Source organism: Acinetobacter sp. YK3 (assembly GCF_001729365.1).
Taxonomy (GTDB): Bacteria; Pseudomonadota; Gammaproteobacteria; order Pseudomonadales; family Moraxellaceae; genus Acinetobacter; species Acinetobacter vivianii.
In genome coordinates this window covers 52,321-70,683 of sequence record NZ_LZPJ01000091.1, presented here as the reverse complement: position 1 = coordinate 70,683, position 18,363 = coordinate 52,321, and the positions used below count along the sequence as shown (strand labels likewise).

Below are 18,363 nucleotides of genomic sequence, written 5' to 3'. Positions count from 1 at the left end.
TCAGTAAATTCATTCAATGAGGCTATAGTACGTAAAAACCATAAATAGGTAAAACAGTATGTTTTTATTATTTTGATCGGTTTTTTGAATTTTTAATTTATCCGTTGAATTTTGAAATGTATCTTTCGATAAAAAAATCAGTACAATCAAACTTGTTATACAACTGCAATCATTGCGTGGCATAAATAGAGGATAAGCAATATGGTATTACAGCGCGGCATCTATCAACATTATAAAGGGCAACTTTATCAGGTCTTTCATGTTGCTCGTCATAGTGAAACTGAAGAGGAACTGGTCGTGTATCAATGCTTATATGGCGATTATTCAATGTGGGTACGCCCATTGGCAATGTTTACTGAAACGGTTCAACTGGCTGATGGACAAATCCAGCCCCGTTTTAAATTGATTCAAGCGACCTAAGCGTAATTTGCCGACTTGGCATTTGGGGAGTCAGAGATGACCAGTAGTGTATTCTTACAACGTATTTCTGATTTATATGATCAGTTCAAGCAACATGATGCTCAACAGTCTGATCGTCTGAGTCGCTATCGGAATATTGAAGCTGAGTCGGCAAAATTATTGGCAATGTTGATTCGTTGCCAGCAATCAAAACGTATTCTGGAAATTGGCACTTCTACTGGTTATTCAACCTTATGGTTGGCTGAGGCTGCCCAAGCAGTAGATGGCAATGTTCAAACCGTAGAAATTGATCCTTTACGTAGTGCTCAGGCGAAAAAATATGCAGAAGAATTTGAGTTAGAACAGCAAATTGATTTCTGGGTAGGAGATGCAGCGGATTTTCTGGCGCAAGCCAGTGAACCGTTTGATTTTATTTTACTGGATGCAGAGCGCATTCATTATGTCAGTTACTGGGCTGATTTAAAGCGTTTATTACAAAACGCGGGTAGTACCTTGATTATTGATAACGTAATTTCTCATGCTGCCGAAGTAAAAACCTTTCTGGAATTGATCAAGAATGATGAACATTACATGAGTACAACTTTGCCGATTGGTGCGGGCTTATGTATGGTGATCTTGAAGTGAATTGATTTTATCTTGGTGGTTTAAGCGATAAGCTTGTGGACTACAACCCATCACTTTATTAAAGGCACGGGTAAAATTGGCAGGGTTGGAATAACCCAATTCATAAGCAATCGCTGTAATGGTAAAGCTAGAATTGTCTAACAAATCAATGGCACGTTCAGTGCTGATCTGCTGTTTTAATACCTGAAACTCAACACCTTGCTGCTGCAAATAGCGTTGCAGCGTTTTTGTAGAAATATTCAGGACTTTGGCACATTCAGTTAAGGTGGGGACTTGATTGGCTTGTCTGAGCATCATACTGACCCATTCCACAATTTCACCTTGATGATAAATCTTCTGGATTTGTTCCTGACAGCGTTGTTCAACTACTTTTAAACTATGCGCGTCTGCCAAAGGCAAGGGCAGTGCAAGTTGTTGCTGGTCAATAACGACACGGATTCCTGAGAGCCAAGTGTAGTTAAAGTGAAAATTGGCCTTGATTAAAGAGAGATAACGTTCTTGGTAACTCGGTTCGGGGATACTCAGATAAATTTGATAACGCTGCAACTGCTGACCAGCCAACTCAAGCAGACTGTAGTAAAAGGCTACCGCAATGGCTTCGATATGAAAGGCCAAACATTGTTTATTCATTTGCAAGATCGGTTCAAATAACAGTTCAACCTTTTGTTGATGGGCTGGCATCTGAATGCTGAGCTTAAAACTGGGCATAATCAATCTAAAATACTGAGCAATTAATTTGAGCGCATGTTCCAGATTCGGACTGGTCATCAGCGCATAACCCACCAGACTATGCGAGCTGAGTTTAAGATTTTTACCCAGTTCAAAGGCTAGATCTTGGGTACTGGGCAGACTTAAACCAATTTCAATAAATTGCTCAATCTGTTGAATGGACAACAGTTCTGTTGTTGCCAGTTGTTGCTGCAAAGCGATCAACACGTCATTGTTGTATTGATGAGTCGCAATCAATATTTCAATCAGTCGTGAATAATAACGTGATGGAATAACAGGGATCTGCTGCTTTTGCACAATAAAAACCCAGTAAAGTCTTAAAATGATAATAGCAAGTCTTAAAATGATAATATAGGGTTGCTGCAAAAGGACACAATCAACTCAAGCAAAACAGATGTGTTTGATTGAGGGAATTCTAATGAATATGCATACTCAGCTTGATGTAGCGCAAGGAACGACAACATTTAAAGATAAAAAACGTCATTTGTGGTTATTGGGTTTGGCTGTTCCTGCGATTGCCATGAGTGGTTTGGCGGGTTACCAGTTTGGCCCGAAAAAAACTAAAAAATTCTTTGCTTCATTTGGCCCGTTATTTTTACATGGTGTGATTCCAACACTAGATAAATTCATTGGTGAAGATACGGAAAATCCACCCATAGAGGCGATTGCAGGTCTTGAGGCTGATCCCTATTACGCACGAATTGTGAAACTGTATATTCCACTGCAATACGCTGCAAATCTTTATGGAGCTTATCTTGCTAGTCGTGAAGATACCCCAGTCGCAGATCAGGTGTTATTGGGAAGTTTGGTGGGCATGGTCAATGGCATTGCGATTAATACCGCACATGAATTGAGCCATAAAACAGGGTGTCTGGAACATTATCTTTCGCATTTGGCTTTAGCGCCATCGGGCTATAACCATTTCCGAATAGAACATCCTTATGGGCATCATCGTCGTGTTGCGACACCTGAAGATCCTGCATCGTCACAATTTGGTGAAAGCTTCTGGAAATTTTTACCACGTACTGCGATTGGCAGCTTTAAATCGGCGATCGAGATTGAAAAGAACCGCTTAGAGCGTAAGAAATTGCCTTTTCTCTGTAAGGAAAATGAGTTGATTCATGGTTGGGCAATGTCGGCTGTGTACCATGCGGCGATGTTGAGTAAATTTGGTCTGCGTTCTGTGCCTTTTCAACTGACGCAAGCGGCTTATGCGATAACCTTGTTTGAGTCGGTAAATTATATTGAACACTATGGTTTGAAGCGTGAGAAAAAGGCCAATGGTCAATACGAAAGGACGTTGCCTGAGCATAGCTGGAACAATAATAATGTGGTGACCAATTTGTTCTTATACCAATTACAACGCCACTCTGATCATCACGCCAATCCGACCCGAAGCTTTCAGACCTTACGCCACTTTGAAGATGCACCTCAGTTACCAGCAGGGTATGGCGCAATGATTTTGCCCGCATTTATTCCATCGTGGTGGTCAAAAATTATGGATGATCGTGTGGTACAGCACTATCAAGGCAATCTGGACAAAATCAATGTCTATCCCGAAGCCAAGCAAAAGATGTTAGACAAATATATTGAACAGCAAGATGTGGCTTAAATGAGCCAGCATTAAATAACAGATCAGCCCATAAGGGCTGATTTTTTCTATGCTTTAAGCTGAAATACAGAGTCGTTTAAAATGCAGATCAAATTCAAGATATTTATGCACAAAGGCCGTTTTATCATTGGTGCGAAGCAAGTTATTGTAGATAAACTCTGGAACGGGATGGTAAAGCTCGCCTGAGCCATTGCTATAAAAGATTTTTAAATAGCGTGAAGAAACATCGTATTTCCAAGAGGTTACAACAACAGATTTTTCCATATATTCGTCCCCATATTGATTTGATCTTTTAGTACATATTTAACAACTCTGGTGTTCCATGATTTGACAGTACTCCAACTCCAACCGTCTGACAATTGATAAATGAAGCTAGCTATAAACTTATAAGTATAAGAATTGTAAAAAATTAGCTATAAAATTTAGGCGGGGGTAAGGGAGGATTTTTAAAGAAGGCAGACAAAAAGAAACCACCCTAAAAAGGGTGGTTTCTGACCATTGGGTCTAATCTAAATAATTAGATTTTACCAACTAAGTCGATAGATGGAGCAAGCGTAGCTTCGCCTTCTTTCCATTTCGCTGGGCAAACTTCACCTGGGTGAGCGTGAACGTATTGAGCAGCTTTTACTTTACGAAGAAGTTCAGATGCGTCACGGCCGATACCACCAGCGTTGATTTCAACGATTTGGATTTTGCCTTCTGGATCGATTACGAAAGTACCACGGTCAGCAAGACCAGCAGCTTCGATTAATACGTCGAAGTTTTTAGAAAGCGTCCAAGTTGGATCGCCGATCAATGGGTATTGGATTTTACCAATAACGTCTGAAGTGTCGTGCCAAGCTTTGTGCGTGAAGTGAGTGTCAGTAGACACGCCATAGATTTCAACGCCTAACTTTTGGAATTCAGCATAGTTGTCAGCAAGGTCGCCTAACTCAGTTGGACATACGAAAGTAAAGTCAGCTGGGTAGAAGAATACAACAGACCATTTACCTTTAAGATCTGCTTCAGATACGTCAACAAATTGACCGTTGTGGTACGCAGTTGCTTTAAATGGTTTAACTTCAGTATTAATTAAGCTCATCATTGTCTCCATGATTGAGGTTTTATTGAGAGGCTAACGCCTTACTTGTTTACGAGGTCTAGAATAAATAATTTTTAGTTATTGGGGAAATAGTATTTTTACATGACTAAAATCGGAAAATTGAATAACTCAATCAAAACGACTTTCACCCAAAGATTTCTGCTCTATTTGACGACATAAAAATGAAGCAAACATGACAAAACATCTGAAAACTAATGTGCATAACAACATGAAGTCTACGCTGTTAAAATTCAAGGGTAAAATTGAAAAAATCTAAAAATATATAAAAAACCAAGATATACGCTTAAACTTTCTCCAATATTTACGGATGCTTTAGAGAACGAGGGGGATAGACACGAAAGGAGTGAAACTGCACAAGATGTTATCTATTTATGTTCTTGTTGTTGAGTTAAGAATAGGAATACCTGCCAAGACAGGAGGCTGATCATAGATTGATCTTGTGGTTCAGTAAGTGTTTGTCTAAAATGAGCTGTAACTCTTTGAAATACTAAATAGTATCTATTTGAGAAAAATTATAATGTGATATGCATCAGCATGATGTGCTGACATCCAGAGTGAAATTTATACCGACAATGACTGATCAATTAAGAGCTAAATTTGAAAATCTGGAACTCAATGCGGGCTTGGGAAAAATTAGTGCATTTATTTCCCTGTCTATAGGCTTACTTTGCCTGTTTGGTGCATTGTGTTTTCTGTTTCCTTCGGTGATGACCACACCTGAGTTACGACCATTTTACGCAAAAAATTATGATGTATTTTATTTTAGCCTCATGGGCGGCATTATCCTGAGTGTTGGTTTTGGCGCGTTTAGTTCCATTATTCGTCAGAACCGCTATGGCTTTTATGGTTTGTGTTTTGCTCTGGTCGCTGCTGTTTTAGGTTGTGGTGTGATTAAGGCGCCGATGTTACCCAGCGTGCCTTTTTATGCAGGAATTGATTATTTTGTCCTCACGCTGGTGATTCTGGCGCTGATTTTTATTCCTCTGGAAGGTTTTTTTGCCAAAAATCCCGAACAGAAAATTCTGAGAGTCGGGTGGGTGACGGATATGAAATATTTTATGTTCAGTCATATCGGCATTCAACTATTTAGCTTTTTAACTGTAATGCCGATCCAGTACTGGATTACTCATTTGCCGAATAACCCGATCGTACCTTATGTGCAGGCGCAGCCAATCTGGTTGCAATTTATTGAATTGCTGATTGTGGTGGATTTCGTGGTGTACTGGCTACATCGTGCCATGCATGAGGTCAATTTCTTGTGGCGTTTCCATGCTATTCATCATTCGACGGAATATATGGACTGGCTGGCTTCTTCACGCCTGCATGTGGTTGAAGTATTGATGACCCGCTTTATTGCAACGTTGCCGATATTTTTATTAGGTTTCCATACGTCTGCGGTATTTGCTTATCTGATTTTTATTTCATTTCACGCGATTTTTATTCATTCCAATGTGCGTTTCCGTTTCCCGTATTTACGTTGGTTGATTGCTACACCTGAGTTTCATCATTGGCATCATTCATCTGAAAAACCTGCGATTGACAAGAATTATGCAGCATTTATCCCATTTTATGATGTGCTGTTTAAAAGTGTGTATATGCCGAATCATCTGGCAAGTGTTTATGGGACAGTGGGCTATAAAATCCCGAATAGTTTTGTGAAACAGTTCACTTGGCCGTTTAAAAAATATGTCAAACGCTTTCGGAAACGCTTCGACCAGTCACCAAAACCTTAAGCTGAATGGAGGGGACTGTATCAAGATCAGCAGGAGATTGATGCAGTTTCTTTGCATAGCAAGGCTTTAAGGCGTAAAATAGCCGATTAGTTTATTTTTCAGGAAAGCTGTTCAGTGCAGAGTCATTTAAATGTAGATCAATTGGTTATGGCACGTGACCGTCACCGTTTAAATCGACTGCGCAAAGATAAAAAAACACAACCAGCAGACATCGAAAAACTGTTTGAACAGTCTAACCACAAGGTCAAGCAACGCCTTGCACGCCTCCCCACGATTAAACTCAATCAGGATTTACCTGTTACCCAGTATGCAGATCGTTTGATTGAAGCGATTCAAAAGCATCAGGTCATTATTGTAGCGGGTGAAACGGGTTCGGGTAAAACCACACAGCTTCCACAAATTGCCATGCTAGCAGGGCGTGGTCTTACGGGTATGATTGGTCACACCCAGCCACGTCGTCTGGCTGCGCGTAGTGTTTCGCAGCGTATTGCTGAAGAGGTCGGTGAAAAACTCGGTGAATCAATCGGTTTTAAAATCCGTTTTAATGAGCAGGGCTCACAAGACTCGATTGTTCGTTTGATGACTGATGGTATCTTGTTAGCTGAGCTGACCAATGACCGGTTCTTATCAAAGTACGACACCATCATTATTGATGAGGCGCACGAACGCTCACTCAATATTGACTTTATCATGGGCTATCTCAAGCAGCTTTTACCGAAGCGCCCTGATTTAAAAGTAATCGTCACTTCAGCAACGTTAGATGTGAATCGATTTAGCCAATATTTCTATGACGCGCCGATTTTTGAAGTCGAAGGTCGTAGTTTTCCTGTTGAAGTGCGTTATCGTCCGATTTCAGAACTAAGCATCGTTGGCAGTGACGATGATGAGTTTGATGACTTCGAAGAAAATTTACCGCGTGCCGTGGTACAAGCTGTCGAAGAATGTTTTGCTGATGCGGAAAGTAAAGGCCATCCTGAGCATGCCGATATTCTGGTTTTCGCCAGTACAGAACAGGAAATTCGTGAGTTACAGGAAACCTTACAGAAGTATGGCCCTCGTCATACCGAAGTGTTGCCTTTATATGCACGTTTGGCACTGGCTGAGCAGCAAAAGATTTTCAGTCCAAGCGGTAAAGGTCGCCGTATCATTATCGCAACCAACGTGGCTGAAACGGCACTGACAGTTCCGAATATTCGCTATGTGATTGATAGCGGTTTTGCACGTATTTCGCGTTATAACTATCGTTCGCGGGTTCAACGTCTTCCAATTGAAGCAATTTCACAGGCTGCTGCCAACCAGCGTAAAGGTCGTTGTGGTCGTATTGCGGCGGGTGTGTGTATTCGCTTATATAGTGAAGAAGACTTTTTAAGCCGTCCTGAGTTTACCGAGCCAGAAATTAAACGAACCAACTTGGCCTCTGTTATTTTGCAAATGCAAAGCCTTGGTTTAGGTAGTCTTGAAGATTTTGATTTTATCGAGCCACCTGATTTTCGTTTGGTCAATGATGGTCGTAAACTGCTGATCGAATTGGGTGCATTAAGCGAGCGCAAGAATGATTTGACCAAAGTCGGTCAGATGATGGCTCGTATGCCGATTGATCCGCGTTTAGCTCGTATGATTATCGGTGGGGCACATTTTGGCGTACTCAAAGAAACCCTGATTATTGTCAGTGCCTTGGCGATTCAAGATCCGCGTGAACGTCCTGCCGATAAACAAATGCAGGCCGATCAGAAGCATGCGTTATTCAAAGAAGCGGATTCGGACTTTTTATTCTATTTAAAGCTTTGGAATACGATACAAACCAGCCCGGATACGCAGACGGAAAATAAGCGCCGTCAATTTGCACGTCAGCATTTTTTAAGCTGGTTGCGTTTGCGTGAATGGAAACAGACCCATCAGCAACTGGTCGAGCTGGCAGAAGGATTAAAACTGAGTTTTAATGAAAAGGGCGCTAATTATGAAAATTTACACCGCGCTTTATTGACTGGTTTACTTTCATTCATTGCCAATAAAACCGATGAACGTAATACCTTTATGGCAGTACGCCAGCAGAAAGCCAAAGTGTTCCCAGCCAGTACCTTGCATAAAACCAATACTGCTTGGGTTATGGCATTTGAGATGGTCGAAACCTCTCAGGTCTATCTGCGTACTTTGGCAAAAATCGATCCTGAATGGATTTTATTAGCTGCGCGTGATTTATTGAAGTACCACTATTTTGAACCGCATTGGTCAAAGAAAGCGGGTATTGTGAATGCCTATGCGCAGATTTCGCTGTTTGGTTTAATCATTGAGCCGAAGCGTTTGATCAACTTTGAAAAGGTGGATCAGCCTACAGCACATGAAATCTTTTTACGTGATGCTTTGACTACCGGTAATCTTGGAATTACACCGCCATTTTTAAAACACAACCTCCTTAAACTTGAGGAAGTTGAGCGCGTTGAAGATAAGCTGCGTCGTCGTGATTTAGTGGTTGATGAAGAAACCATTTATCAGTTTTATGCAGCGAAAGTGCCTGAGGAAATTGCCAGTCGTCGTAGTTTTGAAGATTGGCGTGCAACAGTCGAACCTGATCAGCCACGTTATCTATTTGTTGAAGATGATGCGTTATGGATGAATGATCGTCCGACCACGCAACAATTTCCTGACTATTTGCATAATGGACAATTGCGCTTGGCTGCTAGCTATCGATTTGACCCAAGCCATGATGAAGATGGTGCAACGGTTAAGATTCCTGTACAGGCATTACCGCAAGTCGATGAAAAGCAATGGTCATGGGGAATTCCAGGCTGGCGTCAAGACTTGATCGAAGCATTACTGAAGGCTTTACCTAAAGATAAGCGCCGTAATCTGGTGCCAATTCCTGATACTGCGAGAAAGCTGATGCAGGGCGTAGATGCAACGCATTTACGTGAACATCTGTTTAGTTATCTGGCTTTTGCTTTGCGTGGTGAGCAGATTACGGAAAAAGATTTTTCTTTTGAGCGTATTGACCAGTATCTGGTGCCTTTTATTAAGGTGCTGGATGAAAAAGGCAAGTTGATTGCGCAAGGGCGTGATCTGGATGAGCTAAAAGCACGCTGTCGTGTTGAAACCCATCGCCCAGTGAAACAGCAAAAAGGTGAATTTAAAACCTTCCCTGACAACTTTATTTTTGAAGCCTCGCAAAAGGTCACGGGTGTTGTGGTCAAGCAATATCAAGCGTTGGTACCAACCAAGCTGTTTGCCGAGCTGGATGCGAAAGATGAGTCAGGTGTGGTGATTCAAACCTTCAATGATCAGGATGAAGCGATCAAGCAACATCGTGAAGGGGTGATTCGACTGGTGCATATGCAGTTGGGCGATTTAATTCGTCAATTGAAAAAGCAGATTTCCAAGCCGCTGGCTTTGGCTTATTCGCCTTTAGGTGAACGGGCAAAACTGGAACAAATGCTGGTTTATGCAACTTTACAGGTTTCGATTCAGGAACTACCAAAAAATGCTGATGAGTTTCAACAGTTATTGACTGAAACCAAAAAGCAGTTTTTAGCAAATGGTCAACAGACATTAGCTGATTTAACTGAAATATTTACCCAATGGCAGCAAATTCGCCGTGAATTGCTGGTACTCGATCAAAGTATCTTTGGTCGCAGTGTGGATGATATTGAAGATCAGCTTGATTTAATGTCGTTGGCAGACTTTGTTTATAGTCAGTCACCCGAGATTTGGCAGGAATACCCGCGTTATTTGAAAGCACTGCTATTGCGTTTAGACCGATTGCCAAATAATCTACAACGTGATCTTGCTGCAATTGATGATGTCGATCCATGGATGGACAAAGTATTTAAATTTAAAAAAGATCCTAAAATCAAAGAATTGTATTTGATGTTGGAAGAACTCAGAATTTCCTTGTTTTCTCAACCGATGAAGACAAAGCTGCCTATTTCACCAACTAGATTACAAAAACTATGGGATCGATTAGCAATCGGTTAAACTGAGAAATATGAAAGTTAGAAGCATTCTTTACAGGAGTTTTACATGGGCATCCGTATAACAGGTACTGGGTTATTTCACCCAACCGAATCTATTTCCAATGAAGAGTTGGTTGAAAGTTTAAATGCTTATGTAGAACAATATAACCAAGACAACGCAGCTCAAATCGAAGCGGGCGAAATCGAGGCTTTACGTGGTTCAAGCCCTGAATTTATTGAAAAAGCATCAGGGATTAAACGTCGCTATGTAGTCGAAAAATCAGGTATTTTAGATCCAACACGCTTGCGTCCGCGTTTGCAGGAACGTAGCAATGATGAGCTTTCACTTCAAGCGGAGTGGGGCGTGATTGCTGCAAAACAGGCGATGGAAAATGCAGGCGTAACCGCTGAAGACATCGATGTGGTGATTTTAGCATGTTCAAACATGCAACGTGCTTATCCTGCGGTTGCGATTGAAATTCAGTCTGCACTTGGGATTCAGGGTTATGCTTATGATATGAATGTGGCATGTTCTGCTGCAACATTCGGTTTGAAGCAAGCGTATGACGCAGTGAAATGTGGCGCTCGCCGTGTGTTATTGCTGAATGTTGAAATCACGTCTGGTCATTTGGATTATCGTACCCGTGATGCCCACTTTATTTTTGGTGATGTTGCAACAGCATCAATTATTGAAGAAACTGAAACAAAATCAGGTTTTGAAATTTTAGATATTCATTTGTTTACTCAATTCTCAAATAATATCCGTAATAACTTTGGTTTCTTAAATCGCAGTGAAGATGCGGTTGTAGATGACAAACTGTTCCGTCAAGACGGTCGTAAAGTATTTAAAGAAGTTTGTCCGCTTGTTGCAAAAATCATTTCTGCACAATTAGAGAAACTTGAATTAACGCCTGAGCAAATCAAGCGTTTCTGGTTGCATCAAGCCAATGCCAACATGAATGAACTGATTTTAAAATTGGTTGTTGGTAAAGATGCTGATCTTGAGCGTGCACCGATCATCTTGGATGAGTTTGCCAATACTTCATCTGCGGGTGTTATTATTGCGATGCATCGTACTGGTGAACAGGTAGATAATGGCGAATTCGCTGTGATTTCTTCTTTCGGTGCTGGCTATTCAGTTGGCTCGATTGTGGTACAAAAGCATATTGCTTAAGCCTTTGGGCTAGAGCATAAAAAACACCACGATTGTGGTGTTTTTTATTGCCTTATGAAACCTTAAGCTTCAATCGCTTGAACTGCAATTTTCTTGGCAGGATCTGCTTTACGACGTACAGCTGGTACTGGTTCACCATGATATTGACGATCAGCAAAGTAGCTTGAACGAACCATTGGCGCAGACCAGATATTTCTGAAACCGAGTTTACGGCCATGTTCAGCATAACGCTCGAATTCTTCTGGTGTAACAAAACGGTCGATTGGTGCATGTTGTTTAGACGGTTGTAGATACTGACCAATGGTCACGTAATCCACATCGTGTGCACGAAGATCATCCAGTAATGAAATTACTTCTTCTTCGGTTTCACCAATACCTACCATCAAACCACATTTGGTTGGCACATCAGGGCAGTATTCTTTAAACATTTTTAACAGGTTTAAAGAGTGCTGGTAGTCAGAACCTGGACGCATCGCTTTATAAAGACGAGGTACAGTTTCAATATTGTGGTTGAATACATCTGGCGGACATTCAGTCATGATGCGTAAGGCGATATCCATACGACCACGGAAGTCTGGTACCAGAATTTCCAATAAGGTTTTTGGACTTAATGCACGCGCTTCTTTGATACAGTCAACAAAATGTTGAGCACCGCCATCAAGAAGGTCATCACGGTCAACCGAGGTAATCACGGCATATTTTAAGCCCAGATTAGAAATGGTTTCAGCCATGTGACGAGGTTCATCAGGGTCCAATGCATTTGGACGACCGTGTGCAACATCACAGAATGGACAGCGACGGGTACAGATATCGCCCATGATCATGAAGGTTGCTGTACCACCACCGAAGCATTCAGGCAGGTTAGGGCAAGCAGCTTCTTCACATACGGTATGCAGTTTTTGTGAACGCAAGGTTGTTTTGATACGCTGAACTTCTTCTGGAGCGGTCATCTTGACTCGAATCCAGTCAGGTTTGCGAGGTACTTCAACCGTAGGGATAACTTTTACAGGAATTCTTGCGACTTTTTCCGCGCCACGAAGTTTTATACCCTGTTCAGGTTTACGGTGTTCAGACATATACTTCCTACAGCCTTTGATTTGAGATATGTGAATATTATAGTCAAATTTACCGCATTAAAGCAGGAAAAGTGGTATTCATTTTGAAAATGTAAATATATAAAAATATATAGTTGTGAAATACATCATCTCGCTGCATATTGGTTATCATATAGAGAGCAAAAACGGTTAAGAGACAAAGGAGCTTTGAATGCCACGTAAGAAAGAGGTCGTTGGTGGGAATATTGTTAAATATGATGCAGTAATTCTCGGTTCTGGCCCAGCTGGCGAAGGCGCGGCAATGAAGCTTGCAAAAGCAGGTAAAAAAGTTGCAATCGTTGATGTTCGTGATCAACTCGGCGGTAACTGCGCACATGTAGGAACAATTCCAAGTAAAGCTTTGCGTCAAACAGTTTCAAGTATCATTCGTTATCAACGTGATCCAATGTTTCAAAAAGTCGGTGAGTGGAAACAATTCACCATGAAACAGGTATTACGTAATGCGCATAAAGTGATTCAACAGCAAGTTGACACGCATACACGTTTCTATGATCGCAATAAAATCGAAGTCTTTCATGGACGTGCTTATATTCAAGACAAGAATACGGTTCTGATTTTTGGTCAGGATGGCATCAAAGACACCATTATTTGCAAGCAGATTGTGATTGCAACGGGTAGTCGTCCATATCAACCAAAAGGTTTAGACTTCAATCACCCGCGTGTATTTGATTCAGACAAGATTCTTGATCTCGATTATGCCATTCAGAAAATCATCATTTATGGTGCAGGCGTGATCGGTTGTGAATATGCATCGATTTTCATTGGATTAGATCATAAGGTTGACTTGATCAATACGCAGCAAAAGCTTTTAAGCTATCTGGATGATGAAATTGCCGATGCATTATCATACCACTTGCGCGAACAAGGTGTGTTGATCCGTCACAATGAGCAGATTGACCGCTTAGAGACTTTTGATGATCACGTGGTTTTACATTTGCTCAGTGGCAAGAAGATCAAGGCAGATGCAATCTTGTGGTGTAATGGCCGTTCAGGCAATACCGATGGTTTAGGCCTTGAAAATGTGGGCTTAGTGCCAAATGGTCGTGGTCAGTTGATGGTGAATGATCAATATCAGACTGAAGCAGAAAATATTTTTGCCGCAGGTGATGTGATTGGCTGGCCGTCATTGGCATCAGCGGCGTATGACCAAGGTCGTTGCGCAGGTGCGAACATGGTGGGCGAGAAAAATGTGAAGCCAATCCGTGACGTTCCAACGGGTATTTATACTATTCCAGAAATTTCATCGATCGGTAAGACTGAGCAAGAATTAACAGAAGAGAAAGTGCCATACGAAGTGGGACAAGCCTCTTTCCGTCATCTGGCGCGTGCGCAGATTACAGGCGATACAGTTGGTGAATTAAAGATTCTATTCCACCGTGATACTTTAGAGGTATTGGGCATTCACTGCTTTGGTAACAATGCCGCAGAGATTATCCACATTGGACAAGTCGTAATGCATAGTCCAAACAATACTTTGAAGTACTTTGTTGAGACCACATTCAACTATCCAACTATGGCTGAAGCCTATCGTGTTGCGGCGTTGAATGGTATGAATCGTTTGTTCTAAGCCAGTCAGACATTGTATGATCCAAATGCCAATCACTTTGATTGGCATTTTTCTATCTTGTGTTAAATAAAAGGGAAATATGAAAAATCAAAAAAATAATCTAATCATTATTGCCATCGTCTTATTGGTCGCGGCTTATTTCGGTCTGGATCTTAAGCAAAAACAAAATACTGGTGCTGGCGTTCAGAATTCCAATACGGGAAATACGGTTTCTGTCGATGATCAACAGAAGATCATGCAAGCTTATCAGCAGCAACGCAGTAATGTTCAAGTACAGGCTCAAGGAACGGTGAAAGCCATTTTGCCTGATGACAATGAAGGCTCAAGACACCAAAAAATGATTCTTAAATTGGATAACGGTTTAACCGTTCTGATTGCCCATAATATCGATTTGGCACCAAGAATTGACGGGCTGAAAAAGGGTGATATCGTTGAGTTTTATGGTGAATATGAATATAGCCAGAAAGGTGGTGTCATTCACTGGACGCATCATGATCCACGCGGAAAACACATTGATGGATGGCTAAAATATCAAGGAAAAATGTATCAATAGCATTTTTCCTTGATCGGTTACTTGCAAGATAGGCGCTAAATTAGCTTGTAAGCGCCAATTTTTGACGAATTTTCCATTTAGGTAGGACTTTAGCTAAATAAGCGTCCATGCACCATACAGGGCCAATCAGAAGGAATTGTAAGTCTTTAAAGAAAGAAGGTTTCTTACCTTCAACTTTATGGCCATAAAATTGACCGATCCATGCGATCACAAATATCCCAATATAGAATCCTACACCGACTGGCAAGATCACAATCAGCCATGCCATTACTGCCAATAAGGCTGCCATCGCAATCGCCAGCATAATATCCAGACGCGCATAAAAAACTAAAGTTAAAACCAGCAATAACGCGGTGAGTAAGGTGCTAAAGTGCGCAAGGATTCCAATAATCGAAAATAAGATTGCAGGTACACAGACCCAGTGAATTTTCTTGTTGGTCTGGTTTTGGTGGCTATCACTATATTCATCAAACCATTCGTCTATCGATTTCACAATGCGCTCCTCGCTGTATTCATTTTTATTGCTTCAATATAACCAACAAGCGAAGAGGGCGTAAAGTCCTAAAAAAGAGAATCGATAAAAAATAAAAAAAGCCGCATGAGGCGGCTTTTTTTGAATGCTGTGGTTTAACGCTTAAGAGTTAGGGCCATCAACACGTTCGATGCTTACATTACCAGTACCAGCGCTAGACATACCCAATTGCTTTGCAGCACCGTAAGATAAGTCTAATACTCGGTTACCATGGAATGGGCCACGGTCGTTTACTTTCACAACAACACTTTTACCATTGTCTTTGTTTGTTACGCGGATGTAACAGTTCAAAGGAAGGCTACGGTGTGCAGCAGTCATGGCATTCATATCGAATGTTTCACCACTTGCTGTTTTACGACCATGGAATTGACGGCCGTACCATGAAGCAACGCCACTTTGGCTGAATTTACGAACGGTGTTCGAAGCAACAGTATTCAGTTTTTCAATCACTGAAGGCTCTTCTTCAGGGATATCGATCTTTGCAGCAATCGTCTGGCGACGTACTTTGTCACCTGAACTCTCAGTGATTGAAAGACTATTAACGTTAGAGAAACGAGAATTAAAATTTTGAGAATCTTTGCTTAGAACGCGGGCAGCCAAATTAGAACCATCCACATCATTTGATAATGATGAAGACTGTACCATTTCAGCATGTAACGGGCTTAAACTTAAGCCTGCCGTCAGCGCTAGAATATATTTTAGCGAAAACTGCATTGTATAAACTCCTAGAGAACATGCTTTTCTATTTCAGTAAAAACTGCCTGAAATATAGTGCACATGTCTAATTATTCACTTTTGCAATTACTTTTAACTTGCGGCGATAATATTCATCGCTTACGAAGTGTGTCTAGTCTTTAACGATAAATAGTTACAAAAAGGGCAAAAACTTACAGTTTCTGGTTAAATAATAATCGATATTGTAACAAAAAATGAATTTTGCTGATTCTGTGTTCGTTTTTTATTAAAAAATTATTGACTTTTCATAATCTTGTAAAAAAGCTAGCCTATCGGCTAGCCACTTCTGTACCCAATAACCATACTGCTGTCGCATACATACGGCTCTTATTGTAGGTGGTAATCACCTGAAAATTTGGATAGGTAATATAGTAGATCGGACCAAATTGATCTTGTAATTGAATGACATTCACTAGATCAAGATCATCAATTTTTACCAAAGGGTTAACAGGTGTAATTCCTAGTCTTTTCAGCTCGCCATAAGGTGTTGGCTGGGTTAGATCCTTAGCAATAACGCTATCAGGGTTGTTGCCTGAGTAACGTGCAGGGAAGCCAATTGGACGATCACGCTCCCAGCCATACTGAGCTAAATAGTTTGCTATTGAACCAATCGCATCAGCAGCAGAATTTCTGAGATCAATATGTCCGTTACCATCGTAGTCCACACCAAGTTTCTGGATGTTACTTGGCATAAATTGTGGATAACCAATCGCACCTGCATAAGAGCCAACGATACTGTTGGTTGGATAACCTTCTTTATACGTCCACGAAATCAGGGCAGCAAGTTCATCACTAAAATAGTCTGCACGACGTGGATAGCCGAAAGCGAGCGTGGCTAGGGCATCACGTGTGATGAAAGAGCCCTTATTTGCGCCGTAGCCAGTTTCTACGCCCAGAATGCCTAAAATGACTGCTTTAGGGACGCCATACTGCTGTTCTGCGCGATTGAGGACATCTTCATACTCATTTTTAAAGCGAACACCACGTTGAATGGTGCCTTCAACCAGAAACATTGAGCGATATTGATACCAGGGTTTGCTTTCACCTGGGCGTGTCATGATATTTAAAATATTAGGTAAATTACGTGCGCCGCTCATAGCAGCGTCAATTTGTTCGCTGCTTAAGCCGTAAGTTGTCATTGCTTTTTGTTTAAAAGCAAAGTAATTCGGGTGATTATAAAATTCATTTGCTTGTGCCCAATTACTGCTCAAGAATAAACCAGCGCTTAAAGTTAAAAATTTAAAAGTTTTATTCAAAGTAGGAAGAAACATAAGTTTATAAAATTCCTCATTATCGATGTGTATGAATAGACATAACCAGTCCAAAAGTTGACATAAGGGTAATAATTGCAGTTCCGCCATAACTCATGAACGGCAAAGGCACACCTACTACAGGTAAAATACCACTGACCATGCCTGCGTTTACAAATACATAAACAAAAAATGACAAACCAAAGGCGCCAGCCACTAAACGACCATAGTTATGGAAGCTTTGTAGGCCAATCTGGAAAGTCCTGAAAATAATTGCACAATAAAGAAGAATCAGCAGGGTAACACCGATCAGACCAAACTCTTCTGAATAAGCTGCAATAATAAAGTCTGTATGGCCTTCAGGTAAAAAGTGTAAATGTGACTGAGTACCTTCGAGAAAGCCTTTACCCGAAAAACCACCTGAACCAATCGCCGTTTTGGACTGGATAATGTTCCAGCCTGTACCCAAGGCATCCGCTTCCGGATTAAAAAGTGTTAATACCCGTTGACGTTGATAGTCATGTAATAAAAATTCCCATGCAATCGGAATAATGATACCAGCAGCACCTGCCGCCGCCGCAATCAACTTCCACGATAAGCCGCTGAGGAAAAGTACAAAAATACCGCTGGCGAGTACCAGTAAAGAAGTGCCTAAGTCGGGTTGTTCTGCAATGAGGAGAAAAGGCACCACAATCAGCATCAAAGACAGAATGACCTGAGAGAAGCTAGGAGGAAGGGCTTTGCGAGACAAGAACCATGCAACCATCATCGGCATGCCAATCTTCATAAACTCACTTGGCTGCACACTCCCGAAGCCAGGAATATCAATCCAGCGTTGAGCCCCCATACGTACTTCACCAAAGACCATCACTGCAATCAGGCACAACACACCGAACACATAAAAGTAAGGTGAAAATGCCTGATAGACTTTTGGTGGAATCTGGGCCAAACCAAACATCACCGCAAAGCCGATTCCGAAACTCATCGCCTGTTTGGTAACCAGTCCTACATCTTGTGCAGATGCGCTATATAAAACAGTCAGGCCGAGTATGGCATTGAGGATTAAAAACAGACAAAGCCAAGGATCAAGGTGAAGTTGTTGCCAACGGGAAAGTTGATTGGCTGTGCTCAAGCCATCACGTGGTGCTTGACGCAAAAATTTGTATTGTGAGCTTGGAGACATGCGATTCTAAATCAAGTAAATCAACGCTTCGCGCATGCTAACATAATCGCCGATTTAGACAATGCAAATTTAGAAATTGTGACATTT

16 protein-coding genes are annotated in these 18,363 nt (G+C 41.3%); 8 read left to right on the top strand and 8 right to left on the bottom strand.

Annotated elements, in window-relative coordinates; all coding sequences use genetic code 11:
* Window positions 1–201 precede the first annotated feature (201 nt).
* Together A9Z07_RS10365 and A9Z07_RS10360 are read left to right on the top strand one after the other, a co-directional pair.
* On the top strand, window positions 202–420 hold the full coding sequence (locus A9Z07_RS10365; RefSeq protein WP_069578411.1) for a DUF1653 domain-containing protein: 219 nt from the start codon (window positions 202–204) through the stop codon (window positions 418–420).
* Between the two features lie 36 nt (window positions 421–456).
* Window positions 457–1,044: an O-methyltransferase gene (locus A9Z07_RS10360; RefSeq protein ID WP_069578409.1), complete on the top strand. Its 588-nt coding sequence runs from the start codon at window positions 457–459 to the stop codon at window positions 1,042–1,044.
* Here the strand turns inward: A9Z07_RS10360 and A9Z07_RS10355 are convergent.
* Window positions 1,021–2,070 carry an AraC family transcriptional regulator gene (locus A9Z07_RS10355; protein WP_069578428.1) on the bottom strand — a complete coding sequence of 350 codons (1,050 nt, stop codon included), beginning with the start codon at window positions 2,068–2,070 and terminating at the stop codon, window positions 1,021–1,023. The genes A9Z07_RS10360 and A9Z07_RS10355 overlap by 24 nt on opposite strands.
* A 121-nt stretch (window positions 2,071–2,191) precedes the next feature.
* On the opposite strand from A9Z07_RS10355, the gene A9Z07_RS10350 reads away from it, so the two are divergent.
* Window positions 2,192–3,385, top strand: a complete 1,194-nt coding sequence (locus tag A9Z07_RS10350; protein ID WP_069578407.1) for an alkane 1-monooxygenase — start codon at window positions 2,192–2,194, stop codon at window positions 3,383–3,385.
* A 54-nt stretch (window positions 3,386–3,439) separates the two neighbouring features.
* Here A9Z07_RS10350 and A9Z07_RS10345 read toward each other — a convergent pair whose 3' ends face one another.
* Together A9Z07_RS10345 and ahpC are read right to left on the bottom strand one after the other, a co-directional pair.
* Window positions 3,440–3,649: a KTSC domain-containing protein gene (locus tag A9Z07_RS10345; protein ID WP_003652651.1), complete on the bottom strand. Its 210-nt coding sequence runs from the start codon at window positions 3,647–3,649 to the stop codon at window positions 3,440–3,442.
* Window positions 3,650–3,902: 253 nt separating this feature from the next.
* Window positions 3,903–4,466 carry an alkyl hydroperoxide reductase subunit C gene (gene ahpC / locus A9Z07_RS10340; protein ID WP_004772679.1) on the bottom strand — a complete coding sequence of 188 codons (564 nt, stop codon included), beginning with the start codon at window positions 4,464–4,466 and terminating at the stop codon, window positions 3,903–3,905.
* 593 nt (window positions 4,467–5,059) lie between these two features.
* Between ahpC and A9Z07_RS10335 the strand changes: the two genes are divergently transcribed.
* The 3 genes from A9Z07_RS10335 to A9Z07_RS10325 all read left to right on the top strand — a co-directional run bounded on the left by A9Z07_RS10335 (window position 5,060) and on the right by A9Z07_RS10325 (window position 11,341).
* On the top strand, window positions 5,060–6,220 hold the full coding sequence (locus A9Z07_RS10335; protein ID WP_069578405.1) for a sterol desaturase family protein: 1,161 nt from the start codon (window positions 5,060–5,062) through the stop codon (window positions 6,218–6,220).
* A gap of 114 nt (window positions 6,221–6,334) precedes the next feature.
* The gene (gene hrpA, locus A9Z07_RS10330) at window positions 6,335–10,189 is read left to right on the top strand and encodes an ATP-dependent RNA helicase HrpA (RefSeq protein WP_069578403.1); all 3,855 of its coding nucleotides are present in this window, start codon (window positions 6,335–6,337) and stop codon (window positions 10,187–10,189) included.
* A 45-nt stretch (window positions 10,190–10,234) separates the two neighbouring features.
* Window positions 10,235–11,341 carry a beta-ketoacyl-ACP synthase III gene (locus A9Z07_RS10325; RefSeq protein WP_004772674.1) on the top strand — a complete coding sequence of 369 codons (1,107 nt, stop codon included), beginning with the start codon at window positions 10,235–10,237 and terminating at the stop codon, window positions 11,339–11,341.
* A gap of 62 nt (window positions 11,342–11,403) precedes the next feature.
* Here A9Z07_RS10325 and lipA read toward each other — a convergent pair whose 3' ends face one another.
* Window positions 11,404–12,417 carry a lipoyl synthase gene (gene lipA / locus A9Z07_RS10320; protein WP_004772671.1) on the bottom strand — a complete coding sequence of 338 codons (1,014 nt, stop codon included), beginning with the start codon at window positions 12,415–12,417 and terminating at the stop codon, window positions 11,404–11,406.
* Window positions 12,418–12,607: 190 nt separating this feature from the next.
* On the opposite strand from lipA, the gene sthA reads away from it, so the two are divergent.
* Window positions 12,608–14,023: a Si-specific NAD(P)(+) transhydrogenase gene (gene sthA / locus A9Z07_RS10315; RefSeq protein ID WP_004772670.1), complete on the top strand. Its 1,416-nt coding sequence runs from the start codon at window positions 12,608–12,610 to the stop codon at window positions 14,021–14,023.
* Window positions 14,024–14,102: 79 nt separating this feature from the next.
* The gene (locus A9Z07_RS10310) at window positions 14,103–14,576 is read left to right on the top strand and encodes a DUF3465 domain-containing protein (protein ID WP_069578401.1); all 474 of its coding nucleotides are present in this window, start codon (window positions 14,103–14,105) and stop codon (window positions 14,574–14,576) included.
* Window positions 14,577–14,616: 40 nt separating this feature from the next.
* On the opposite strand, the gene A9Z07_RS10305 is transcribed toward A9Z07_RS10310, so the two are convergent.
* The 4 genes from A9Z07_RS10305 to rodA all read right to left on the bottom strand — a co-directional run bounded on the left by A9Z07_RS10305 (window position 14,617) and on the right by rodA (window position 18,276).
* Entirely contained in the window at window positions 14,617–15,069 is a 453-nt protein-coding gene (locus A9Z07_RS10305) for a DUF962 domain-containing protein (protein WP_069578399.1), read from the bottom strand.
* A gap of 141 nt (window positions 15,070–15,210) precedes the next feature.
* On the bottom strand, window positions 15,211–15,822 hold the full coding sequence (locus tag A9Z07_RS10300; protein ID WP_004772666.1) for a septal ring lytic transglycosylase RlpA family protein: 612 nt from the start codon (window positions 15,820–15,822) through the stop codon (window positions 15,211–15,213).
* Window positions 15,823–16,112: 290 nt separating this feature from the next.
* Complete coding sequence (gene mltB / locus A9Z07_RS10295) at window positions 16,113–17,114, bottom strand: lytic murein transglycosylase B (RefSeq protein ID WP_069578397.1); 1,002 nt, start codon at window positions 17,112–17,114, stop codon at window positions 16,113–16,115.
* Between the two features lie 19 nt (window positions 17,115–17,133).
* A complete protein-coding gene (gene rodA, locus A9Z07_RS10290) occupies window positions 17,134–18,276 on the bottom strand; it encodes a rod shape-determining protein RodA (protein ID WP_004772663.1) in 1,143 nt (380 codons plus the stop codon).
* Between the last annotated feature and the right edge of the window lie 87 nt (window positions 18,277–18,363).